The organism is Pseudomonas soli, assembly GCF_021283165.2.
Taxonomy (GTDB): Bacteria; Pseudomonadota; Gammaproteobacteria; order Pseudomonadales; family Pseudomonadaceae; genus Aquipseudomonas; species Aquipseudomonas soli.
Window position 1 is genome coordinate 4,535,026 of sequence record NZ_CP128543.1, and the last position, 18,618, is coordinate 4,553,643.

Sequence of the window (18,618 nt, forward strand, 5' to 3'; positions counted from 1 at the left end):
GGTAACTGGGAAAAATATCAGGTCAGCCCACCTTTCGCTCCACGTTGGACCTATTACACCGCTGCAGGAAAAGCTGCCCTTGTGGCGGTTTTTTCATGCCTGTACGGGCCATTGTTCACCCAGGCACTGTTGCAGGTATTCCATGAATACACGCACCTTGGTCGTCAGCGCAAAGCGGTCGGCCAGGCACAGATAGACATCCATCGGTTCAGTCCGGGCATAAGCGTGGCCACCGCCATTGTTTTCAAACAACGGCACCAGCCGGCCGGCATCCAGGTGCGGACGCACGACGAACTCCGCCAGGCGAGTAATGCCGCCGTCATTCAGGGCCATCTGGGTCAGCGCATCGATGTCGTCACTGATCAATACCCTGCCGAATCGGGCCTCGAAACGCAGCCCGTCGCGCATGAAGCCCCAGGGCAGCAAGCGCCCATCCACCGGGTAGCGGAACACCAGGCAACTGTGGTCTTGCAGGTTTTCCGGGGTGGTGGGCCGGCCAGCGCTGACCAGGTAGCCAGGCGATGCGCAGCAGATAAATGGAATACGGGCGATATGCCGGGCCAGCAGGTGGTCTTCCAACTGCGGGGTGATGCGCAGGCTGACATCCACATCTTCCAGGGCGTGATTGACCTTGCGATCAGCCATCACCAACTCTATCGAAAGCAGCGGGTAGCGGGCGCTGAATGCCGGGATCAACGGCGCCAGCACATGCCGGCCGAAGGCTGAGGTCGAGGCGATGCACAATCGTCCCTGGGGCTCGCTGTCCGGCGTGGTGACCGCCTACTCGGCCAAGGCAAGCTCGCGCTCGATATGCCGTACACGTTCGTAGTACAAGCTGCCGGGCCATGTTGCGGGTAGTACGGGTCAACAGCCGTATCTGCAGGTGAGTTTCGAGCCGCGCCAGGTTCTGGCTCACGGCCGCTGGAGTGAGCCCCAGGCTGCGGGCTCCACCGGCGATGCTGCCAGCCTCGACGACCTTGATGAAGCTGCGGATGGCATTGAGTAGGTCCATGAGATGCCTGACTGATTCGTAAGTTTCTCTTTATAAAGAACTCACCAATCAAGGTCTACAGCACCTCGCACCCCCGTTGCTAACCTGCGCCTCCACCCCATCGTCGAGGAAGTACCATGACTGGACTCGCTACGCCGCGTCGCCGACGCAAGCTGCACCGAGGCACAACGCCCTATGTTTTTGCTTTTTACATGTCGGCCATCATGGCACTGCTGATGTGCTTCGTGATTACCGCAGCCAACGGCGGGATCGATGCCGACTACCTGCACAATGTGCTGAAGGCTTATCAACTAGCGATGCCGGTGGCGTTTTTCTGTGTCCTGATGGTTCGACCAGTAGTCCTCCGGCTGGTATCACTGACTGTACACCCTGAATAACGCCAGGCCAGACGCTCCGCGTCTATTCCTGAGCGCCTTCAAGGCTGCGAAGCAATCGCCTTGTCGATCGCCGCCCTGAACGCCGGATCATCCGGCTTGGTCAGGCTGGAGAAGTTACCGATCACCTTGCCCTTGCGATCCACCACATACTTGTAGAAATTCCACTTCGGCGCACTGCTCTGCCGGGCCAGCTCGACAAACATCGGGATCGCATCCTTGCCACGAACAGCCTGGGTCTTGGTCATGGTGAAGGTCACGCCATAGTTGGCGTAACAGACCTTGGCGGTCTTCTCGCTGTCGGCGTCTTCCTGCTTGAAGTCGTTGGACGGCACGCCGAGCATTTCCAGGCCCTGCTCGCGGTAATCCTTGTAGGTCGCCTCGAGCCCCTCGAACTGCGGAGCGAAGCCGCAATAGCTGGCGGTGTTGATCACCACCAGCGGCTTGCCGGCAAAACGCTGGCACAGGTCGATCTGCTCCTTGCCGCGCAGCTCGGGCAGGCTGCCCTGAAGCAGCGCCGGGCAGTCCGCCGCCCAGCTCGAAGTGGCGGCGGCCAGGGCCAGCAGGGGTAGGGTCAGCCAGCGCGCATGCATGATATCGGTCTCCTGCACATGATTCCTTGAATGTGCAGGTTAGCGCTTAACACAGGCTCATGCCCAACTGCATCAGTGCCAGGCCACCCTTGTGCCAGCCCCACCACACCAGCGCCAATACCAGCACTGCGGCAACCACCAGCAGGCCGTGCCCCAACAGGCGGTTCATGCCGCCTGGGCCTGCAGGCGGGCGACCGGGCGTTCGCGCACCGGCCAGTTCAGCGCCGCGGCCAGCAGGCTGAGCAGGATCGAGATCTGCCATACCAGGTCGTAGCTGCCGGTCTGGTCATACACCACGCCACCCAGCCAGCCGCCGAGGAAGGCGCCCAGCTGGTGGAACAGGAACACGATGCCACCGAGCATCGACAGGTTGCGCACGCCGAACAGCGTGGCCACGGTGCCATTGGTCAGCGGTACCGTGGAAAGCCACAGTAGGCCCATGGCGATACCGAACAGGTAGGCGCTGAACTGGGTCACCGGCGCCCAGAGGAAGAGCACGATGACCACGGCGCGCAGCAGGTACAGGCCGGTGAGCAGGCGCGGCTTGGACATGCGCCCACCCAACCAGCCCGCGGTGTAGGTGCCGACGATGTTGAACAGGCCGACCAGCGCCAGCACGGTGGTGCCGGTAGTCGCCGGCAGGTGCTGGTCGACCAGGTAGGCCGGCAGGTGCACGCCGATGAACACCACCTGGAAACCACAGACGAAAAAGCCCAGCGCCAGCAACCAGAAACCTGAATGCGCGCAGGCTTCCCGCAATGCCTGGCCGAGGGTCTGCTCGGCGCAATGACTGGGCAGCGGGCGGTCACGCAGCATGCCTACGAACGGCACGACCAAGGCCACCAGCAGGCCCAGCACCAGCAAGGCTGTCGACCAGCCCAGCCACTGGATCAGGCCCAGGGTGCCGGGAAGCATGGCGAACTGACCGAAAGAGCCGGCGGCGCTGGCGATGCCCATCGCCATGCTGCGCTTCTCCGCCGGCACGGCGCGGCCGACCACGCCGAGGATCACCGAGAACGAAGTGCCGGACAGGCCGATGCCGATCAGCAGGCCGGCGCTGAGCGACAGCGACCAGGCCGAATCGGCAAAGGCCATCATCGCCAGGCCGACTGCGTAGAGAATGCCGCCGATGATCACCACCTTGGCCGCGCCCAGGCGGTCGGCCAAGGCCCCGGTGAACGGCTGGGCCAGGCCCCAGATCAGGTTCTGCAGGGCGATGGCGAAGGCGAATACCTCGCGACCCCAGCCGAAATCGGCGCTCATCGGCGCCAGGAACAGACCGAAACCATGCCGCACCCCCAGCGACAGCGCGAGGATCAGCGCCGCCCCCAGAAGTACCCAACCGCTGCTCCGCCAAAGGGAAGTCATTGTCGTTGTCTCCAGCCCATCGCAAGGTTGATGCGGGTATATACCCGCTTTTAATCGTCGAATATCAGGCAAGTTGCTCCAACAAGCGCACCAACTCGTCACGCTGCCCCTCACCCAGCCGCTTCACCAGTTGCGCCTGGGCCTGCTGCCAGGCCGGGTAGGCGGCATCCAGGCATGCCCTGCCCGCCTCACTCAACAGCACCACACGGTTGCGCTGGTCTTCTCCGTCGGCCAGCCGCACCAAGCCCTCGGCCTGGAGCACCTTGAGGTTGCGACCCAAGGTGCTGCGCTCCAGGCCCATGGCCTCGGCCAGGCAAGTGATGCTGGGGCGGTCGAGGCGCTGGACATGACGCAGCAGGGAAAACTGGGCGACATTGATGCCGAAGCCGACAAGGGCCTCGTCGTAATGCCGGCTCACCCCACGGGCGGCACGACGTAGATGGGTGCAGATGCATTCACTGGTCAGCATGGATACGTGTATATACCCGCATCCACAACGTTGCAAGACATTTCAGGAAGTGAGGCCAGGCAGCAGGTGTCGACGGGCTTTGAGTGCAGGCAGGTCATGCGACCCGAACCGCCCGCGGGCCCGCCACTTTTTCATCCGTACAAGATCGGCATACTCGACCAGATCACCCGGCCGGCGGCCTATTGCAACGCCAGGCCAAGCACCACCACCAGTTCCAGCAATTCGAGCAGTGCCCCGGCGGTATCCCCGGTGGCCCCACCCAACCGCTTGCACATCAACCGTCGCAGCCAGGCGAACACCAGCAGTGCCAGCAGCATTACCCCCAGCACCGGCCAGCCGCCCATGACCACGCAGAGTGCCACAGTGGCCAGCAACACCCAGATAGCGCCATGCCGCGGCAGATGCTCGGCCAGTGCCGACCCGAGCCCACCGGGGCGCACATAGGGCGTACCGAGGAACAACCCCAGCATCGCCGCGCGCCCGACCACCGGTGCCAGCACCAGCAGGCCGCCAGCCCCCCGCTCGACCAGTACCCACAGGGCACAGAACTTGAGCAACAGCACCAGTACCAGGGTGACCACGGCGATCGGCCCGCTGCGCGGATCCTTCATGATCTGCAAGGTGCGCTCGCGGTCGCCGAAGCCACCCAGCCAGGCATCGGCGCTGTCGGCCAGGCCATCCAGGTGCAGCGCGCCACTGAGCAACACCCACAGCGCCAGGAGCAAGGCCGCGTGCAGAGGGGCCGCCACGCCATCCAGCAGCTGGCTGGCCAGCCACAGCAGCAAGCCGAACAGCAGCCCCACCACGGGATAGAACAGCAGCGAACGCCCCATTTCCTGTGGCGTCGGCATACCCGACAGGCGCACCGGCAGGCTGCTGAGAAACTGCAGGGCAATCCAGAACGGCAGCATCTCAGCGCACCTCGTGCAACTGACCGTCTTGTGCCACGGCCAGGCGTACCAGCGCCCCATGGCCGACCTCGACCTGCAACAGTTGCTCACGTGGCAGGCCGCGTGCACGCGCCAGCAGCAAGCGCATCACCCCACCATGGGTCACCACCAGCACCCGTTTGCCGGCATGCTCGCGGCGCAGGCGCTTGAGCGTGGCCAGCACCCGTTCGGCAAAGACCAGCACTGGCTCGCCCGCAGGCGGGGTGAACGCATAAGGATCCCTCCAGAACAGTCCCAGGGCATCGGCGTCGGCCTGCATGATCTGGGCGGCGCTCTGCCCTTCCCAGTCGCCGAAATGCAGCTCGCGCACACCGGCCTCGCGCTGCACCGGCAGGTTGATCCGGGCCCCCAGCTCTTCGGCAAACGCCGCGCAACGCTGCAACGGCGAGCTCACCAGCACATCCCAGGGGCCGGCAGCGACGGTGGCCTGACGCATCTGCGCCCAGCCGTTTTCGGTAAGGGCATCGTCGAGGCTGCCGCGCAGGCCGCCGCCGAGCTCGGTCTCACCATGGCGCAGTAGCTCGAGGATCATGCCGGACGATCCGCCACCGCGGCCTCGGCAAAGGTCGCCATCTGCCCGTGCAGGGCGCAGGCCAGGCGCATCAGCGGCACCGCCAGCGCCGCTCCACTGCCCTCGCCCAGGCGCAGCCCCAGGGCCAGCAGCGGCTCGGCCTCCAGCGCCGCCAGCAGGGCCTTGTGGCCTGGCTCGGCGCCTTGGTGGGCAAACAGCAGCCACGGACGGCATTGCGGGTTGAGGCGCACCGCCACCAGGGCGGCGACACTGCAGATGAAGCCGTCGACCAGCAGCGCCACGCCATGCTGGGCGCAGGCCAGGTACGCACCTGCCAGCGCGGCGATTTCAAAGCCGCCGACACAGGCCAATGCCTGCAGCGGTTGGTCGGCGCGCAAACCGTGCAATACCAGGGCGCGCTCGATCACTTCGGCCTTGTGGCGTACACCTGCGCTGTCCAGGCCAGTGCCAGGGCCACTGAGCTCATGTGCCGCGCAGCCCAGCAGGGTGCTGGCCAGGGCCGCCGCAGCAGTGGTATTGCCGATGCCCATTTCGCCGCCGATGAACAGTTGGGCGCCCTTGTCGATGGCGCGCAAGGCGCTGTCGCGACCAGCCTGCAATGCCGCCGCCAGTTGCCCCTCGGTCATCGCGGGCTGGCGGGCGAAATTGGCGGTTCCGGCCCCCAGGCGCAAGTGATGCACGCCAGGCAGTTGCAGGTCCGCGTCGATGGTGCCGAGGTCCACCACCTGCAGTTCGGCGCCCAGCTCGCGCGCCAGCACGCTGATCGCCGCGCCACCGCCGACGAAGTTGCGCAGCATCTGCCCGGTCACTGCTTGCGGATAGGCGGAGATGCCCTCCTCCACCACGCCATGGTCGCCGGCGAAGATCGTGATGGCGACCCGCTCCAGGCTGGGACGCTCGCGCCCCTGCAAGCCAGCCAGGCGTACCGCCAGGCCTTCGAGCTGGCCGAGGGAGCCGGCCGGTTTGGTCAGCTGTTGCTGACGGGCGCGAGCCTGGTCCATGGCGGCGCTGTCAAGGGGTTGGCAGGCGTCACGCCACCACATCGGGGTCATAAGGCGGGTCCTTTGAGCATGAGAGGGAGGCCGGCGACGGTCAGCACCACGCGCTGGCAGCGTTCGGCCACGGTTTGGTGCAATGTGCCTGCGAGGTCGACGTAACGGCGGGTCAGTTCGCCCATGGGCACCACGCCCAGGCCGGTTTCGTTGCTGACCAGGATGATCGTGCCCGGCAGTTGCGCCAGGCTGGCGAGCAGCGCGTCGCGCTCCTGCGCCAGGCGCTGGTCATCCTCGAGCATCAGCAGGTTGGTCAGCCACAAGGTCAGGCAGTCCACCAGCAAGCAGCGCCCTTCGTGGGCTTCGGCGTGCAGCACGGCGGCCAGCGCCACGGGCTCCTCCACCAGCCCCCAATGGGCCGGACGCCGTTCGCGGTGCAAGCGCACGCGTTCATTCATCTCGCCGTCCAGCGGCTGGCTGGTGGCGATATAGGTCACCGGCAGGTCGCTGGCTTCGGCCAGTTGTTCGGCCAGGCGGCTCTTGCCCGAACGGGCGCCGCCGAGGATCAGGCTGTGCATTTCAGGCGACTCCACACAGTTCGCGCAGGCGCGCGGTGTCCAGGTGCTGCTCGACCAGATCGGCCAGGCGCTCGATATCGCGCTCGCGCAGGGCCTCGTAGTCGATGGTCTGCGCGTCGGCCAGCCCAGCCCAGCGCAGCAGCGCAGCGCACGACTGGCTACCCTCGAACAGGCCATGCAGGTAGGTGGCGAGGATCTGCCCGTCGGCGCTGATGGCGCCATCGGCACGGCCGTCGGCCAACTGCACTGCAGGGCGCTCCAGCGCAAGCCCGCTGGTGACGCCGGCATGGATCTCATACCCCGCCACCGGGGCCTGCTCGAGATCGAGCGTGCCCGTCACGTTACGCAACTGCTTCTCGGCTTCCAGCACGGTGCTGTACGCCAGCAGGCCCAGACCATCACTGGAGCCGGCCGGTCCTTCCAGGCCCAGGGGATCATGCACCTGCTCGCCGAGCATCTGCAGGCCGCCGCAGATGCCGATGAGCTTGCCGCCATAACGCAGGTGCCGGGCGATGGCCGCGTCCCAGCCGCGCTCGCGCAGTTGCGCCAGATCGCCGCGCACGCTCTTGGAGCCAGGCAGGATGATCAGGTCGGCAGGCGGGATCGGCTGGCCGGGGCCGATGAACTGCAGGTCCACCTGAGGGTGCAGGCGCAGCGGATCGAAGTCGGTGTGGTTGCTGATGCGCGGCAACACCGGGACGATCACCTTCAGCAGGCGCTCACTCTTTTCGCCCTGGCGCGTATCGATACCATCCTCGGCCTCCAGGTGCAGGTCGGTGACGTAGGGCAGCACGCCCAGCACCGGCTTGCCGGTGCGCTGCTCCAGCCAGTCCAGGCCAGACTGCAGCAAGGCGATGTCGCCACGGAAACGGTTGATGACGAAGCCCTTGACCCGCGCCTGCTCGCTCGCCGACAGCAGCTCCAGGGTGCCGACCAGATGGGCGAACACGCCGCCCCGGTTGATATCGGCCACCAGGATCACCGGGCAGTCGACGGCCTCGGCGAAGCCCATGTTGGCGATATCGCCGGCCCGCAGGTTGATCTCCGCCGGAGAGCCCGCGCCCTCGACCATCACCACCGGATAGGCCTCGCTCAGGCGCTCGTGGGAGGCCAACACCGCCCGCATGGCGATGGTCTTGTAGTCGTGATAGGCCACGGCGTTCATGCTGGTCACCGCCCGGCCATGGACGATCACCTGGGCGCCGGTGTCGCTGTTGGGCTTGAGCAGCACCGGGTTCATATCGGTGTGCGGCGCCAGCCGGCAGGCCTGGGCCTGCACCGCCTGGGCGCGACCGATCTCGCCGCCGTCGGCGGTCACGGCGCTGTTGAGCGCCATGTTCTGTGGCTTGAACGGCACCACGGCGATGCCCTGGCGCAGCAGCCAGCGGCACAGGGCGGTGACCAGCGTGCTCTTGCCGGCATCGGAGGTGGTGCCTTGCACCATGAGGGTGGTCATGCCGATTCCTTGTGGTAGTCCGCCAAAGCCTGGGCCAGACGTTGTTCGTCCGCCGCCGTGGCGGGCAGGCCGAAACGCAGCGCCGATGGCCGCTCGAACAGCCGCACCAGGATGCCCCGGCGAGCGAGATAGTCATGCAGGTGCGCGGCACGTTCGTCACGCACGTACTGGAACAGGTCGCAACCGCCACTGGGTGGCAGGCCAGCGCCTTCGAGCGTCATGGCCAGACGCTGGCTGGCCTGGGCGCAACGGGCAATCTGCGCCAGGTGCGTCGCCTCGTCGGCGAAGCACGCCTGCCCCAGCACCCGGGTCGGGCCACTGACGGTCCAGGGCCCGAGCGCCTCGGCCAGTTGCCGCAACACATCCGCCTCGGCGACGACGAAGCCCAGCCGCACGCCGGCCAGACCGAAGAACTTGCCGAACGAGCGCAGTACGATCAGCCCGGGTTGTCCGGCCTGATCGACCACGCTGTGTGCCGGCGTGTTGTCCATGAAGGCTTCGTCCACCAGCAACCAGCCACCCCGCGCAGCCAGACGCGCATGCCAAGCCAGCAGGCGTTCGCGGGGCACACGGCGACCGGTGGGGTTGTTGGGATTGACCAGCACCAGGACATCCAGGCTGTCGAGTACGTCCTCGACCTGGGCCTCATCCAGCTCGACCAGCGCATGCCCCGCCCGCGCCCAGGCATGCGGATGTTCGGCATAGCATGGCGTCAGCACCCCGACCCGAGCGGTCGAACGCAGGTACGGCAAAGCCTGGATCGCCGCCTGCGAGCCGGCCACCGCCAGCAGCGGCTGCGCGCCATAGTAGCGCCGTGCAGCCGCCTCCAGGCCGTCCTCGGTCTCGGGCAGTCGAGCCCAGGCGTCCACGGGAATCGGCGGTATCGGGTAGGGCCAGGGCGCGATACCACTGGACAGGTCGAGCCACTGGTGCCGAGGGATCGCGTACTGTTTCACCGCCCGTAGCAGACGGCCACCGTGCTCAAGCATTCAGGTAGGCTCCCACGCAGATCAATAGCACCCACAGCCAGACGCCGCGCTGTACCAGGTTCCAGCCACGCTCGATGGCGTCGGCGTCGGCCATCGGCCCCTCGCCCAGGCGCGGGCGTTCGTGCAACTCGCCGTGGTACACCGCCGGGCCGCCCAGCTCCACGCCCAGGGCTCCGGCCCCCGCCGCCATCACCGGGCCGGCGTTGGGGCTGTCCCACAGCGGCGCCTGCTTGCGCCAGCAGGCCAGGGCCAGGCGGGTCTTGCCCAGCAGCGCATAGGTCAGCGCCACCAGCCTGGCGGGAATATAGTTCAGCCCATCGTCGATGCGTGCCGCGCACCAGCCGAAGCGCTCGAAACGTTCGTTGCGATAGCCCCACATGGCATCCAGGGTATTGCTCAGGCGATACAGCACCACCCCCGGCGCCCCGGCCACGACGAACCAGAACAGCGCGGCGAATACCGCATCGCTGCCGTTCTCCAGCACCGACTCAGTGGCCGCCCGGGCCACGGCAGGCTCGTCCAGCTCGCGGGTTTCGCGGCTGACCAGGTAACCGACGCGCCGCCGCGCCTCCTCCAGGTCGCCCTGGCGCAACGCCTGGGCCACCGGCAGCACATGCTCGCCCAGGCTGCGCAGGCCCAGGGCGCAATACAGCGCCAGCACATCCACCAGCCAGCCGATAACAGGCAGCCAGGAAAGGATCAGCGCCAGCAAGGTCAGCGGCACCACCGCCAGGAACCAGGCCGTGACACCGTGGCTGCGCCAGCCCCGGCCACCGGCGTTGAAACGCTGCTCCAGACGCGCGGCAAGGTTGCCGAAACCGACCAGGGGATGGCGCCGCCGCGGCTCACCCAGCAGTGCGTCCAGGGCCACGCCGGCCACGGTCAGCAAGGCCACGCTCATGGACATTCCCCCCACTGGTTCTCGTACAGCATGTCACTCAACGGCCGTTGCTCGGCCCAGTCTTCCAGCACCAGCATCGGCGCCGGGTAGAATTCGGTCACCGGCCCCAGGCACAGCACCGCCATGGGCTTGGCGCCCGCGGGCATGCCCAGCAGCTCGGCCAAGGCCCGGGGCTCGAACAGCGACACCCAGCCCATGCCCAGCCCTTCGGCCCGCGCCGCCAGCCACAGGTTCTGGATGGCGCAGGCCAGCGAAGCCAGGTCCATCTCCGGCAGGGTGCGACGGCCGAAGACATGCGCCTCGCGCTTGTCCATCAGCGCTGCCACCAGCACCTCGGCGCAGTCGTTGATGCCTTCGACCTTGAGCTTCATGAACTCATCGGAGCGTTCGCCCAGGGCTTCGGCGGTGCGCACCCGCTCTTCCTCCACCAAAGCCTGGATACGTTCGCGCAAACCGCGCTGGCTGATACGAATGAAGCGCCAGGGCTGCATCAGGCCCACGCTGGGGGCTTGGTGAGCCGCGGCCAGCAGACGCCCGAGCAACTCGGGCGCCACCTCGCCGCCGGCGAAATGGCGCATGTCGCGGCGCTCACCGATGGCCCGGTAGATAGCCGCGCGTTCAACGGCGCTGTACGCGTGTTCGCTCATGGTCGCAACAGCGCCGCCGCCGCGTCGGGGTTGGACGGAAAATAGAAGTGCACGTAGGAAGCGGTCAGCCGGCCCAGGCGGAAGACCGCCTCGTTGCCGCGGCCGCCGTTGGGGCTCAGGCCCCGGGCTATCGGTTGCAGCTCGGTGCTGGTCAGCGAATGGTGATAGGTGTGGCCGCGCAGGGTGCCTTCGGGCAACTCGACGGCCTGCAGGGCCAGGGCCGCCAGGCGCTTCTGCATGGTCGCCTCGCCCGGCAGCAGGCCTGCCAACGGCGCACGCACACCGGCCACATCGGTCAGTGCGTCGAGCAGGTAGAGCATGCCGCCACATTCGGCCAGCAACGGCTTGCCCTCGGCGTGGTGGCCTCGGATCGCCTCCAGCATCGGTGAGTTGGCGGCCAGGGCCTGATGGTGCAGCTCCGGGTAGCCGCCTGGCAGGTACAGGCTGTCTACATCAGGCAACTCACGATCATGCAACGGCGAGAAGAATTCGAGCTGCGCGCCGAGGCTGCGCAGCAGATCCAGGTTGGCCCCATAGGTGAAGGCGAAGGCTTCGTCGTGGGCCACCCCGATGCGCACCCCGGCAAGCGGCGTGGTCACGCCCAGCAGCTCAGGTCGGGCAAAACCGACCGGTGGCGGCAATGCGGCATCGCAGCTGGCACCCAGCGCTTCGGCGGCGGCATCCAGGCGCGCATCCAGGTCGTTCAGTTCACTGGCCTGGACCAGGCCGAGGTGGCGGCTGGGCAGCTCGATGCCACGCTCGCGGGACAACCCGCCGTACCAGCGCAGGCCTTCGGTGAGGCTGCCTTCGAGCAACTGCGCATGGCGCAGGCTGCCAACCCGGTTGGCCAGCACCCCGGCGAACGGCAGGTCGGGCTGGTAACGTGCCAGGCCCAGGGCCAGGGCGCCGAAGGTCTGGGCCATGGCCGTGCCATCGATCACCGCCAGCACCGGTACGCCAAAATGGCGGGCCAGGTCGGCGCTCGACGGCGTGCCGTCGAACAGCCCCATCACGCCTTCGATCAGGATCAGGTCGGCTTCCCCCGCCGCTTCCCACAGCAGGCGACGACTCTCCTCGGCACCGATCATCCACAGGTCCAGCTGGTAGACCGGCGCGCCACTGGCACGCTCGAGGATCATCGGGTCGAGAAAGTCAGGCCCGCACTTGAACACCCGCACCTTGCGCCCGAGGTTGCGGTGCAGGCGGGCCAGGGCGGCGGTGACCGTGGTCTTGCCTTGGCCCGAGGCCGGGGCCGCGATCAGTACGGCGGGGCATTGGCGCGAGTCACTCACAGCTCGACGCCCTTTTGTGCGCGGATACCGGCCTGGAAGGCGTGCTTGAGCATGCCCATCTCGGTGACGGTATCGGCCAGTTCGATCATTTCGGGCTTGGCCGCACGGCCGGTGACGATCACATGCTGCATCGGTGGGCGGGCCTGGATGTCCGACAGCACCTGGTCGAGGTCGAGGTAGCCATGCTTGAGGGCGATGTTCAGCTCATCGAGCACCACGAACTGGATCGACGGATCCTGCAGCAACTGGCGCGATACCGCCCAGGCCGCTTCGGCGGCCGCGATGTCGCGCTGGCGGTCCTGGGTCTCCCAAGTGAAGCCCTCGCCCATCACGTGATAGCGCACTTGCTCGGGGAAGCGGCGGAAGAACAGCTCTTCGCCGGTGCTGTTGCGGCCCTTGATGAACTGCACCACACCGCATTGCATGCCATGGCCCAGGGCGCGGGCGAGCATGCCGAAGGCCGAACTGCTCTTGCCCTTGCCATTGCCGGTCAGTACCAGCAGCAGGCCGCACTCGTTGGGGGAATTGGCGATGCGCTCGTCGATGATCGCCTTCTTGCGCAGCATGCGCGCCAGGTGACGTTCGTCGCGTTCGGTGGATTCGCTCATCAGGGGTCTCCGCAGGCTGTCGCCGGTTGGCGACAGGGAAAAGGCGGGCAGACGGAGAACGCGCAGGGGCCGTGGCCCCAGGCCACATCGCACCGCACATCACCCTCCGTGATGCCGTTGGCAGTGACAGGCCGGTCTCCGGGCTCGCGAGCGGGACATGCCCGGACGACGCGCCTTCCCGGATACCTTTACCCAGTGGCCATGCGCCGTCTTTTACTCACCTACCGTTGCGGGGGCAGCGCCGGACTCGCGCCTGCTGGCGCTCACCGGCTTCCCAGTTTCACCCTGCCGAACCGCAGTTCGCCGGGCACCTGAAACACGCCGCGAAGGTTAGAGGGTTGCACCGGGAGCGTCAATCGAACGAAGACCGTTCTGGCCTGGGTCAATGGCCGATCCGCCAGCTTGTGCCACACTCAAAGCGGTGATATCACTTAGCCACCATTTCGGCTGGCCTCAATCACAATGACAAGGAGCGCAGCATGCAAGGCCTGATCATCAATAACCCGCGCCTGGAATTCCTGCGCCCGGCCCTGGAACGCTGGGTCGACTGCATCGACCGCTTCAACCAGTTCCAGGGCGACAACGAAGCCCCCTATTGGCATGGCGCCGCCGCCAACACCGGACTGCTCGCAGCGGCCGCCTGGCAGGCCGAGCTGACGGCGCTGCAGCAGTACACGAGCAAGAAACAGCGTGACGAAGGCGAGCGTGAGGCCCGCGGCGACCTGAGTATCAACAGCGCCGAAGAGTCGATCCACCTGCACACCAGCCAACGTTGGCCGCGCATGGCCCGTCTCGACATGGGCCCGGCCTTGCAGGAAACCGCCAACCACGCCAAGACGATCGCCTACGCCAGCCAATTCAAGGCCGGGGCGCTGTTCGTCACTCCGTGGAAGGCCGGCCAGCATGCCAGCCCCGAGGAACTCCAGGACCTGGTAGATGACCTGCAGAAACACACCGCTTGCGCGATCGCCTGGTACTTCCCCTATGGCTACCGCAAACTGCACAACGAATTGGGCCAGTACTATCCCGGCGTGGCATTACTGCTCAAGCAAGCTTGATGCCCCTGGCACAGGCCAATGAACAACCAGACGCTGTCCGCGTCCTTATCTAGCGAACAGCAGTCAGGGATTCTGCGCCAGATGTTCAGGGGGTAGCACCCGTTTGGCCTGAAGATAGGCCTTGGCCCAGTAGCTGTTCGACAGGTAGTCCAGACGCACGGTGCCCCCCGTGGAGGGCGCATGGACGAAACGCCCCTCACCCACGTAGATCCCGGCATGGCTGACATGCGAGCCGCCATTGGTGGCAAAGAACACCAGATCGCCGGACTGCAGCGCATTGATATCCACGTTCGGCGCACGCATGACGATCATGTCGCGGGTGGTGCGTGGCAGGCTTATACCCGCGGCATCACGATATACGTAGCCGATCAGGCCACTGCAATCAAAACCAGAGTCTGGAGTGTTGCCGCCCCAGCGATAGGGAGTGCCCACCAGCCCGATGGCACGAAACAGCACATCATCCGCCGCGGGCGAAGACGGCGACGAATTGAACACCACCGGCGCTGTGGGCATTGTCGCCGGAGCGGGAGCACGACTGGAACAGGCCGCGAGCAGGGCCACGAGGGAGAGGAATGCGAAGCGCGCCAACATCGCCATGATGTAAACGTCCTGTCGGGAAGCCCTCGGCCATGACCGAAGGTAAAAAGAGTTGAGAATTTAGATTAGCTGCTTTCTGTAAATGCGCACGGCGGCGAGCTTTTCAGCTACGCCGCCGTGGCAGGGTACAGCATTTTGATATCAATTCAATTGCGCGAGATCGTGGTCGGCGCCATGGCGAGCGCGCGCTTGGCCTCGATGAAGGTCTTGCTCCAGTAGCGATCGCCAAGGCTGTCGATGCGCACGCCACCGCTGCGGCGGCTGCTGGAATGGATGAACTGGTTGTCACCCAGGTAGATGCCAGCGTGGCTGACGCGACCACGACCGTTGGTGCTGAAGAACAGCAGGTCGCCGGGCTTGAGTTTGTTGCGGGCGACTTTCGGTGCGTCGACGTTGATCATCTCGCGGGTCGAACGCGGCAGGTTCATGCCGGCCTCTTCGCGGAACAGGTAGCCGATGAAACCGCTGCAGTCGAAGCCGGACTTCTCGGAGGTGCCACCGAAGCGGTAGCGAGTACCGATCAGGGCCATGCCGCGTTCGAGAATGCTGTCGGCCAGTACGGGCAACTGGTACGGCTTGCTGTTACTGGAGAAGGCCTCGAGGTCATCTTCGCTGGCCAGCTCTTCCTCGGTGAATACGGAAGAGGCAGAGGCCTTGGCCTTGACCGATTGCTCGGTGGCCATGCGTTGATCCTGCGAAGGTGCGACCGGGCCGGTGGAGGCACAGCCGTAAAGAAGGGTGACAAGTGCAAGTGGCACGAGGGGTGCGAAGCGCTTCAGCATGGGCACGACCGTGTCTGTAGTCCTTTAGAAGGGGGAAACTATGCCTTCTATCGGACCCATTTGCAAATTTTATCGAAAAACATGTGACTTTTCTGATTCGACGCTCTGGCACCGTGTTTTCAGCGCTACCAGCCGAGGGTTTCCTTGAGGAACGGAATGGTCAGCTTGCGCTGGGCCTGCAAGGAGGCCTGATCGAGGCGCTCGAGCAGGTCGAACAGCGCGCTCATGCTGCGCGTACCACGGGTGAGGATGAAGTGGCCGACTTCGTCGGTCAGATGCAGGCCGCGGCGCGAGGCGCGCAGTTGCAGGGCGCGCAGCTTGTCCTCGTCGGACATCCCGCGCATCTGGAAGATCAGCGCCAGGGTCAGCCGCGACTTGAGGTCGGCCAGCTTGATCGGCAACTCCCGGGGCGAGCTGGAGGCTGCCAGCAGCAGGCGCCGGCCACTGTCGCGCAGGCGATTGAACAGGTGGAACATCGCCTCTTCCCAGTCGGCCTTGCCCGCGATCACGTGCAGGTCATCGATGCACACCAGCTCGTATTGCTCGAGATGGTCGAGCAGTTCGACGCCACGCTCGAGCAATTGCGCCAGGGGCAGGTACACGGCGGGCTCGCCGAGTTGCTGGAAGCGGTGGGTGGCGGCCTGCAACAGGTGGGTACGGCCCACGCCCTGCTTGCCCCACAGGTAGATGAGGCTTTCGGTCCAGCCGGCGTCGGCTTCGCAGAGCCGCTCGACATAGCCCAGTGCCGCGGCATTGGCGCCGGGGTAGTAGTTGATGAAGGTGGCGTCGTCGCGCAGACGCACACCCAGGGGCAACTGGATCGGTTTCATGCTCGCGGGCGGTCGCGGGGACCACAGGGGGCCTTTGATGAACAGTGTGCAAAGTCTATACCCGCAACGCGGGCGGCACAATCCGGCAGGGGAATAGCACAAGTAAAATCAAGCAGTTGCGTTGCGGAGCAAGCCCGCTGCCACGCCCTCTAGTGTTCAAGGCTCCGGGCATGGGAGCGCGCTTGCCCCGTGATCGCTCACAGATCCGGGTCCACTTCCCCGGCGTACATGTCCGATTCCTTGTACAGGTCGTGGACATGGCGCAGCAGCACCATGATCACCGCCGCCACCGGCAGCGCCAGCAGCACCCCGGTAAAGCCGAACAGCTCGCCGCCAGCCAGGATCGCGAAGATCACCGCCACCGGATGCAGGCCGATGCGGTCACCCACCAGCAGTGGAGTCAGCACCATGCCCTCCAGCGCCTGCCCGACCATGAACACCGCGACGATACCGAGCATGGGATAGAGGTCGCCGCCGAACTGGAACAACCCGGCGACCAGCGCCGCGCCAATGCCAATGATGAAGCCCATGTACGGCACGATCGCCGCCAGCCCCGCCAGCATGCCGATCAGCAGGCCCAGCTCCAGGCCCACCAGCATCAGCCCCGAGGAATAGATGACGCCCAACGCCAGCATTACCAGCAGTTGCCCGCGCACGAACGCCCCGAGCACCTCGTGGCACTCGCCGGCCAACCCCACCACCTGCGGCTCACGCTGGCGCGGCAGCAGGCTGCGCAGCTTGGCCATCATCAGGTCCCAATCGCGCAGCAGGTAGAAGCCCACCACCGGGATCAGCACCAGGTTGGCCAGCCAGCCGATCAGCGCCAGGCTCGAGGCGGTGGCCTGGGACAACAGCACGCCGACGATGTCGGTGGTCTGGCCCATGTGCTCGCCGATCGCGGCCTTGATCTTGTCGAATTTCCAGAAGCCATCCGCCAGGCCCAGGCGGCTCTGCACCCAGGGCAGCGCCACGTGCTGCAGCCAGTCGAGCATTTGCGGCGCCAGCTCGTACAGGCGCAGCAGTTGCTTGGCCAGCATCGGCACCAGCACCAGCAGCAGGGCCAGGAAGATCAGGGTGAACAGGCTGAACACCACCACCACGCCCCAGGTGCGCGACAGCCCGAGGCGCTCCAGGCGATCGACCAGCGGGTCGGCCAGGTAGGCCAGCAGGATGCCCACCAGGAACGGTGAGAGGATGTTGTGCAGGAAGTACAGCAGCACGGCGATCACCAGGGCCGCGCCCAGCCAGATCCAACGACGCATGTCAGTCATTCGCGCCACTCCTTACCAGCGAAAGCGCAGGCCGTCGAACGGCGTTGCGGCAGTGGTGGGCGGCGGTGTGCCGGTATCGCCCTGCGCGCTCGGCGCAGGCGTGGCGGCGGCTGGCTCGGCAGGCAGCTCCTGCAGCTTGGCCAGGCCCAGCTGGGCGCGCAATTGCTCGCGATTGCCGCTGACCTGGTAGGTCAGGGTGTCGCCTTCTGCCATCTGCAAGCGGGCGCCATAAGGTTCCAGCACCCGGCTCAGTTCGGCGTAACGCTGCAGGTTCATCCCCTGCACCTGTACCTGCAGGTCGCTGCTGGCGCCGGGCCGCGTGACATAACGCGGCGCCAGGCGGTTGCTCACTGCCAGCAGCACCGCATCGGCCAGGGCCGCCTGGTCGCTGCCTTCAGCGTTGCCCTGTTCGCGGTTGTCGCCCAGCCACAACTGCCACTTGCCCTGCCACTTGCCGTCGGCCTCATGGGCGTGCACCGCCAGCAAGGCGTCGGCACCATAGCGCTCGGACGCCTCGCGCAGCGGCGCGGGGTCGTTACCCTCGAGCAGCTTGGCATTGGCCACCAATTGCTCCTGCAGATCGGCCAATGGCAGGCGCAGGGGCAGGCCGCGATGCTGGGCTGCCCGACGCAATGGCTCGGCGGCGCTCTGGCCATCGCCGACCAGGCTGCTGCCCTCGACACTGTCGTTCAGCCACCAGCCCAGGACCGACGGCCGGTTGCTGCCCCACAATGCCAGCCCCGCCTGGCGCAGGGCGCGCTCGGTGCTGCCGGGGTCGAACTCGACCAGCACCGACTCCGGTGGGCCTGCCTCGGTACCGACCTGATTGATGATCTGTTGCGGGTCCTTGCGCAGCGCGGCCAGTGCCGGGTTCTGCGCGGCCTTGGGGTCGCCGGTCAGGCGCAACACCAGGGTGTCGAGCGCCTTGCCGGTCGCCTGGGCGCGAGCCTCGCTGCCCTGCCCTTCGACGGGCTCGCGAACCTGATACAGGCCCGAGACGGTTTCGGCCTGCGCGAGGGTGCCGGCCACGACGAGGCAGGCGCCAGCAAGGAAATTGAGAAGACGCATTGAGGATTCCTGTCCAGATGACCTTGGGGCGACGCGCCCTTGCCTGTGGGCTGTGACCGCGCCACGCCGGAAAATGCTCCGCCGCGCCACGCCTTTGCGCGCGTCGCCATGCCTATACCTTATACAGGCGCCGACGCGGCAACCAGTCGCACAGGGTGAAACAGCGTTTTTTGCCCAGATTTCCCGCCTGCCCGTCGGCCTGAGGATGGCCGCCTTGGGGCAACCCTGATAAAATCGCGCGCCTTCGCAGA

21 protein-coding genes, 1 pseudogene and 1 riboswitch are annotated in these 18,618 nt (G+C 66.2%); of the genes and pseudogenes, 2 read left to right on the top strand and 20 right to left on the bottom strand.

Going from position 1 to position 18,618, the window contains the following annotated elements; all coding sequences use genetic code 11:
• Positions 1 to 93 precede the first annotated feature (93 nt).
• Positions 94 to 1,012 (bottom strand): annotated as a pseudogene (locus LU688_RS20925) (LysR family transcriptional regulator).
• Positions 1,013 to 1,128: 116 nt separating this feature from the next.
• Here LU688_RS20925 and LU688_RS20930 point away from each other — a divergent pair.
• Positions 1,129 to 1,389 (top strand): DUF2798 domain-containing protein, encoded by a 261-nt coding sequence (locus tag LU688_RS20930; protein WP_094011818.1) that lies wholly within the window; start codon positions 1,129 to 1,131, stop codon positions 1,387 to 1,389.
• A gap of 38 nt (positions 1,390 to 1,427) precedes the next feature.
• Here the strand turns inward: LU688_RS20930 and LU688_RS20935 are convergent, their stop codons facing one another.
• The 14 genes from LU688_RS20935 to cobO form a co-directional block, all read right to left on the bottom strand.
• Positions 1,428 to 1,979 carry a glutathione peroxidase gene (locus LU688_RS20935; RefSeq protein WP_023632422.1) on the bottom strand — a complete coding sequence of 184 codons (552 nt, stop codon included), beginning with the start codon at positions 1,977 to 1,979 and terminating at the stop codon, positions 1,428 to 1,430.
• 46 nt (positions 1,980 to 2,025) lie between these two features.
• A complete protein-coding gene (locus tag LU688_RS20940) occupies positions 2,026 to 2,148 on the bottom strand; it encodes a hypothetical protein (protein WP_256586229.1) in 123 nt (40 codons plus the stop codon).
• Complete coding sequence (locus LU688_RS20945) at positions 2,145 to 3,347, bottom strand: MFS transporter (RefSeq protein WP_094011817.1); 1,203 nt, start codon at positions 3,345 to 3,347, stop codon at positions 2,145 to 2,147. The genes LU688_RS20940 and LU688_RS20945 overlap by 4 nt, the downstream gene beginning before the upstream one ends.
• 64 nt (positions 3,348 to 3,411) lie before the next feature.
• Entirely contained in the window at positions 3,412 to 3,816 is a 405-nt protein-coding gene (locus tag LU688_RS20950; RefSeq protein ID WP_023632908.1) for a MarR family winged helix-turn-helix transcriptional regulator, read from the bottom strand.
• A gap of 179 nt (positions 3,817 to 3,995) precedes the next feature.
• Positions 3,996 to 4,727, bottom strand: a complete 732-nt coding sequence (locus tag LU688_RS20955) for an adenosylcobinamide-GDP ribazoletransferase (protein WP_038706612.1) — start codon at positions 4,725 to 4,727, stop codon at positions 3,996 to 3,998.
• A 1-nt stretch (position 4,728) separates the two neighbouring features.
• Positions 4,729 to 5,298, bottom strand: coding sequence for an alpha-ribazole phosphatase family protein (cobC, locus tag LU688_RS20960; protein WP_094011816.1), 570 nt, complete (start codon positions 5,296 to 5,298; stop codon positions 4,729 to 4,731).
• Entirely contained in the window at positions 5,295 to 6,350 is a 1,056-nt protein-coding gene (cobT, locus tag LU688_RS20965; RefSeq protein ID WP_094011815.1) for a nicotinate-nucleotide--dimethylbenzimidazole phosphoribosyltransferase, read from the bottom strand. Before cobT ends, cobC begins: the two co-directional genes overlap by 4 nt.
• A complete protein-coding gene (cobU, locus tag LU688_RS20970) occupies positions 6,347 to 6,868 on the bottom strand; it encodes a bifunctional adenosylcobinamide kinase/adenosylcobinamide-phosphate guanylyltransferase (protein WP_094011814.1) in 522 nt (173 codons plus the stop codon). Before cobU ends, cobT begins: the two co-directional genes overlap by 4 nt.
• Position 6,869: 1 nt before the next feature.
• Positions 6,870 to 8,324, bottom strand: a complete 1,455-nt coding sequence (locus LU688_RS20975; RefSeq protein ID WP_094011813.1) for a cobyric acid synthase — start codon at positions 8,322 to 8,324, stop codon at positions 6,870 to 6,872.
• Entirely contained in the window at positions 8,321 to 9,313 is a 993-nt protein-coding gene (cobD, locus tag LU688_RS20980) for a threonine-phosphate decarboxylase CobD (protein WP_094011812.1), read from the bottom strand. Before cobD ends, LU688_RS20975 begins: the two co-directional genes overlap by 4 nt.
• Positions 9,306 to 10,214, bottom strand: a complete 909-nt coding sequence (cbiB, locus tag LU688_RS20985; RefSeq protein ID WP_094011811.1) for an adenosylcobinamide-phosphate synthase CbiB — start codon at positions 10,212 to 10,214, stop codon at positions 9,306 to 9,308. The genes cobD and cbiB overlap by 8 nt, the downstream gene beginning before the upstream one ends.
• Positions 10,211 to 10,861: a 5,6-dimethylbenzimidazole synthase gene (bluB, locus tag LU688_RS20990; protein ID WP_094011810.1), complete on the bottom strand. Its 651-nt coding sequence runs from the start codon at positions 10,859 to 10,861 to the stop codon at positions 10,211 to 10,213. Before bluB ends, cbiB begins: the two co-directional genes overlap by 4 nt.
• A complete protein-coding gene (locus LU688_RS20995; protein WP_094011809.1) occupies positions 10,858 to 12,153 on the bottom strand; it encodes a cobyrinic acid a,c-diamide synthase CobB in 1,296 nt (431 codons plus the stop codon). The genes bluB and LU688_RS20995 overlap by 4 nt, the downstream gene beginning before the upstream one ends.
• The gene (gene cobO / locus LU688_RS21000) at positions 12,150 to 12,761 is read right to left on the bottom strand and encodes a cob(I)yrinic acid a,c-diamide adenosyltransferase (protein WP_046854540.1); all 612 of its coding nucleotides are present in this window, start codon (positions 12,759 to 12,761) and stop codon (positions 12,150 to 12,152) included. The genes LU688_RS20995 and cobO overlap by 4 nt, the downstream gene beginning before the upstream one ends.
• 112 nt (positions 12,762 to 12,873) lie before the next feature.
• A riboswitch (cobalamin riboswitch) is annotated at positions 12,874 to 13,091 on the bottom strand.
• Positions 13,092 to 13,240: 149 nt separating this feature from the next.
• Here cobO and LU688_RS21005 point away from each other — a divergent pair.
• Complete coding sequence (locus LU688_RS21005) at positions 13,241 to 13,819, top strand: hypothetical protein (RefSeq protein WP_023630053.1); 579 nt, start codon at positions 13,241 to 13,243, stop codon at positions 13,817 to 13,819.
• A 63-nt stretch (positions 13,820 to 13,882) separates the two neighbouring features.
• Here LU688_RS21005 and LU688_RS21010 read toward each other — a convergent pair whose 3' ends face one another.
• The 5 genes from LU688_RS21010 to LU688_RS21030 all read right to left on the bottom strand — a co-directional run bounded on the left by LU688_RS21010 (position 13,883) and on the right by LU688_RS21030 (position 18,367).
• On the bottom strand, positions 13,883 to 14,416 hold the full coding sequence (locus tag LU688_RS21010) for a C40 family peptidase (RefSeq protein ID WP_094011808.1): 534 nt from the start codon (positions 14,414 to 14,416) through the stop codon (positions 13,883 to 13,885).
• Positions 14,417 to 14,562: 146 nt separating this feature from the next.
• Complete coding sequence (locus LU688_RS21015; protein ID WP_031314898.1) at positions 14,563 to 15,198, bottom strand: C40 family peptidase; 636 nt, start codon at positions 15,196 to 15,198, stop codon at positions 14,563 to 14,565.
• Positions 15,199 to 15,323: 125 nt separating this feature from the next.
• Entirely contained in the window at positions 15,324 to 16,028 is a 705-nt protein-coding gene (gene hda / locus LU688_RS21020) for a DnaA regulatory inactivator Hda (RefSeq protein ID WP_031314897.1), read from the bottom strand.
• A gap of 197 nt (positions 16,029 to 16,225) precedes the next feature.
• On the bottom strand, positions 16,226 to 17,299 hold the full coding sequence (locus tag LU688_RS21025) for an AI-2E family transporter (RefSeq protein ID WP_038706621.1): 1,074 nt from the start codon (positions 17,297 to 17,299) through the stop codon (positions 16,226 to 16,228).
• A 12-nt stretch (positions 17,300 to 17,311) separates the two neighbouring features.
• The gene (locus tag LU688_RS21030) at positions 17,312 to 18,367 is read right to left on the bottom strand and encodes a DUF2066 domain-containing protein (protein WP_094011807.1); all 1,056 of its coding nucleotides are present in this window, start codon (positions 18,365 to 18,367) and stop codon (positions 17,312 to 17,314) included.
• Positions 18,368 to 18,618: the final 251 nt, after the last annotated feature.

Coding starts and splice junctions, on each gene's coding strand:
- LU688_RS20935 (WP_023632422.1), bottom strand. CDS start 1,979: ATGCATGCGCGCTGGCTGACCCTACCCCTGCTGGCCCTGGCCGCCGCC.
- LU688_RS20940 (WP_256586229.1), bottom strand. CDS start 2,148: ATGAACCGCCTGTTGGGGCACGGCCTGCTGGTGGTTGCCGCAGTGCTG.
- LU688_RS21025 (WP_038706621.1), bottom strand. CDS start 17,299: ATGACTGACATGCGTCGTTGGATCTGGCTGGGCGCGGCCCTGGTGATC.
- LU688_RS20975 (WP_094011813.1), bottom strand. CDS start 8,324: ATGACCACCCTCATGGTGCAAGGCACCACCTCCGATGCCGGCAAGAGC.
- LU688_RS21010 (WP_094011808.1), bottom strand. CDS start 14,416: ATGGCGATGTTGGCGCGCTTCGCATTCCTCTCCCTCGTGGCCCTGCTC.
- cbiB (WP_094011811.1), bottom strand. CDS start 10,214: ATGAGCGTGGCCTTGCTGACCGTGGCCGGCGTGGCCCTGGACGCACTG.
- LU688_RS21030 (WP_094011807.1), bottom strand. CDS start 18,367: ATGCGTCTTCTCAATTTCCTTGCTGGCGCCTGCCTCGTCGTGGCCGGC.
- cobU (WP_094011814.1), bottom strand. CDS start 6,868: ATGCACAGCCTGATCCTCGGCGGCGCCCGTTCGGGCAAGAGCCGCCTG.
- LU688_RS20945 (WP_094011817.1), bottom strand. CDS start 3,347: ATGACTTCCCTTTGGCGGAGCAGCGGTTGGGTACTTCTGGGGGCGGCG.
- LU688_RS20950 (WP_023632908.1), bottom strand. CDS start 3,816: ATGCTGACCAGTGAATGCATCTGCACCCATCTACGTCGTGCCGCCCGT.
- LU688_RS21015 (WP_031314898.1), bottom strand. CDS start 15,198: ATGCTGAAGCGCTTCGCACCCCTCGTGCCACTTGCACTTGTCACCCTT.
- cobO (WP_046854540.1), bottom strand. CDS start 12,761: ATGAGCGAATCCACCGAACGCGACGAACGTCACCTGGCGCGCATGCTG.
- cobT (WP_094011815.1), bottom strand. CDS start 6,350: ATGACCCCGATGTGGTGGCGTGACGCCTGCCAACCCCTTGACAGCGCC.
- LU688_RS20955 (WP_038706612.1), bottom strand. CDS start 4,727: ATGCTGCCGTTCTGGATTGCCCTGCAGTTTCTCAGCAGCCTGCCGGTG.
- bluB (WP_094011810.1), bottom strand. CDS start 10,861: ATGAGCGAACACGCGTACAGCGCCGTTGAACGCGCGGCTATCTACCGG.
- LU688_RS21005 (WP_023630053.1), top strand. CDS start 13,241: ATGCAAGGCCTGATCATCAATAACCCGCGCCTGGAATTCCTGCGCCCG.
- hda (WP_031314897.1), bottom strand. CDS start 16,028: ATGAAACCGATCCAGTTGCCCCTGGGTGTGCGTCTGCGCGACGACGCC.
- LU688_RS20930 (WP_094011818.1), top strand. CDS start 1,129: ATGACTGGACTCGCTACGCCGCGTCGCCGACGCAAGCTGCACCGAGGC.
- cobC (WP_094011816.1), bottom strand. CDS start 5,298: ATGATCCTCGAGCTACTGCGCCATGGTGAGACCGAGCTCGGCGGCGGC.
- cobD (WP_094011812.1), bottom strand. CDS start 9,313: ATGCTTGAGCACGGTGGCCGTCTGCTACGGGCGGTGAAACAGTACGCG.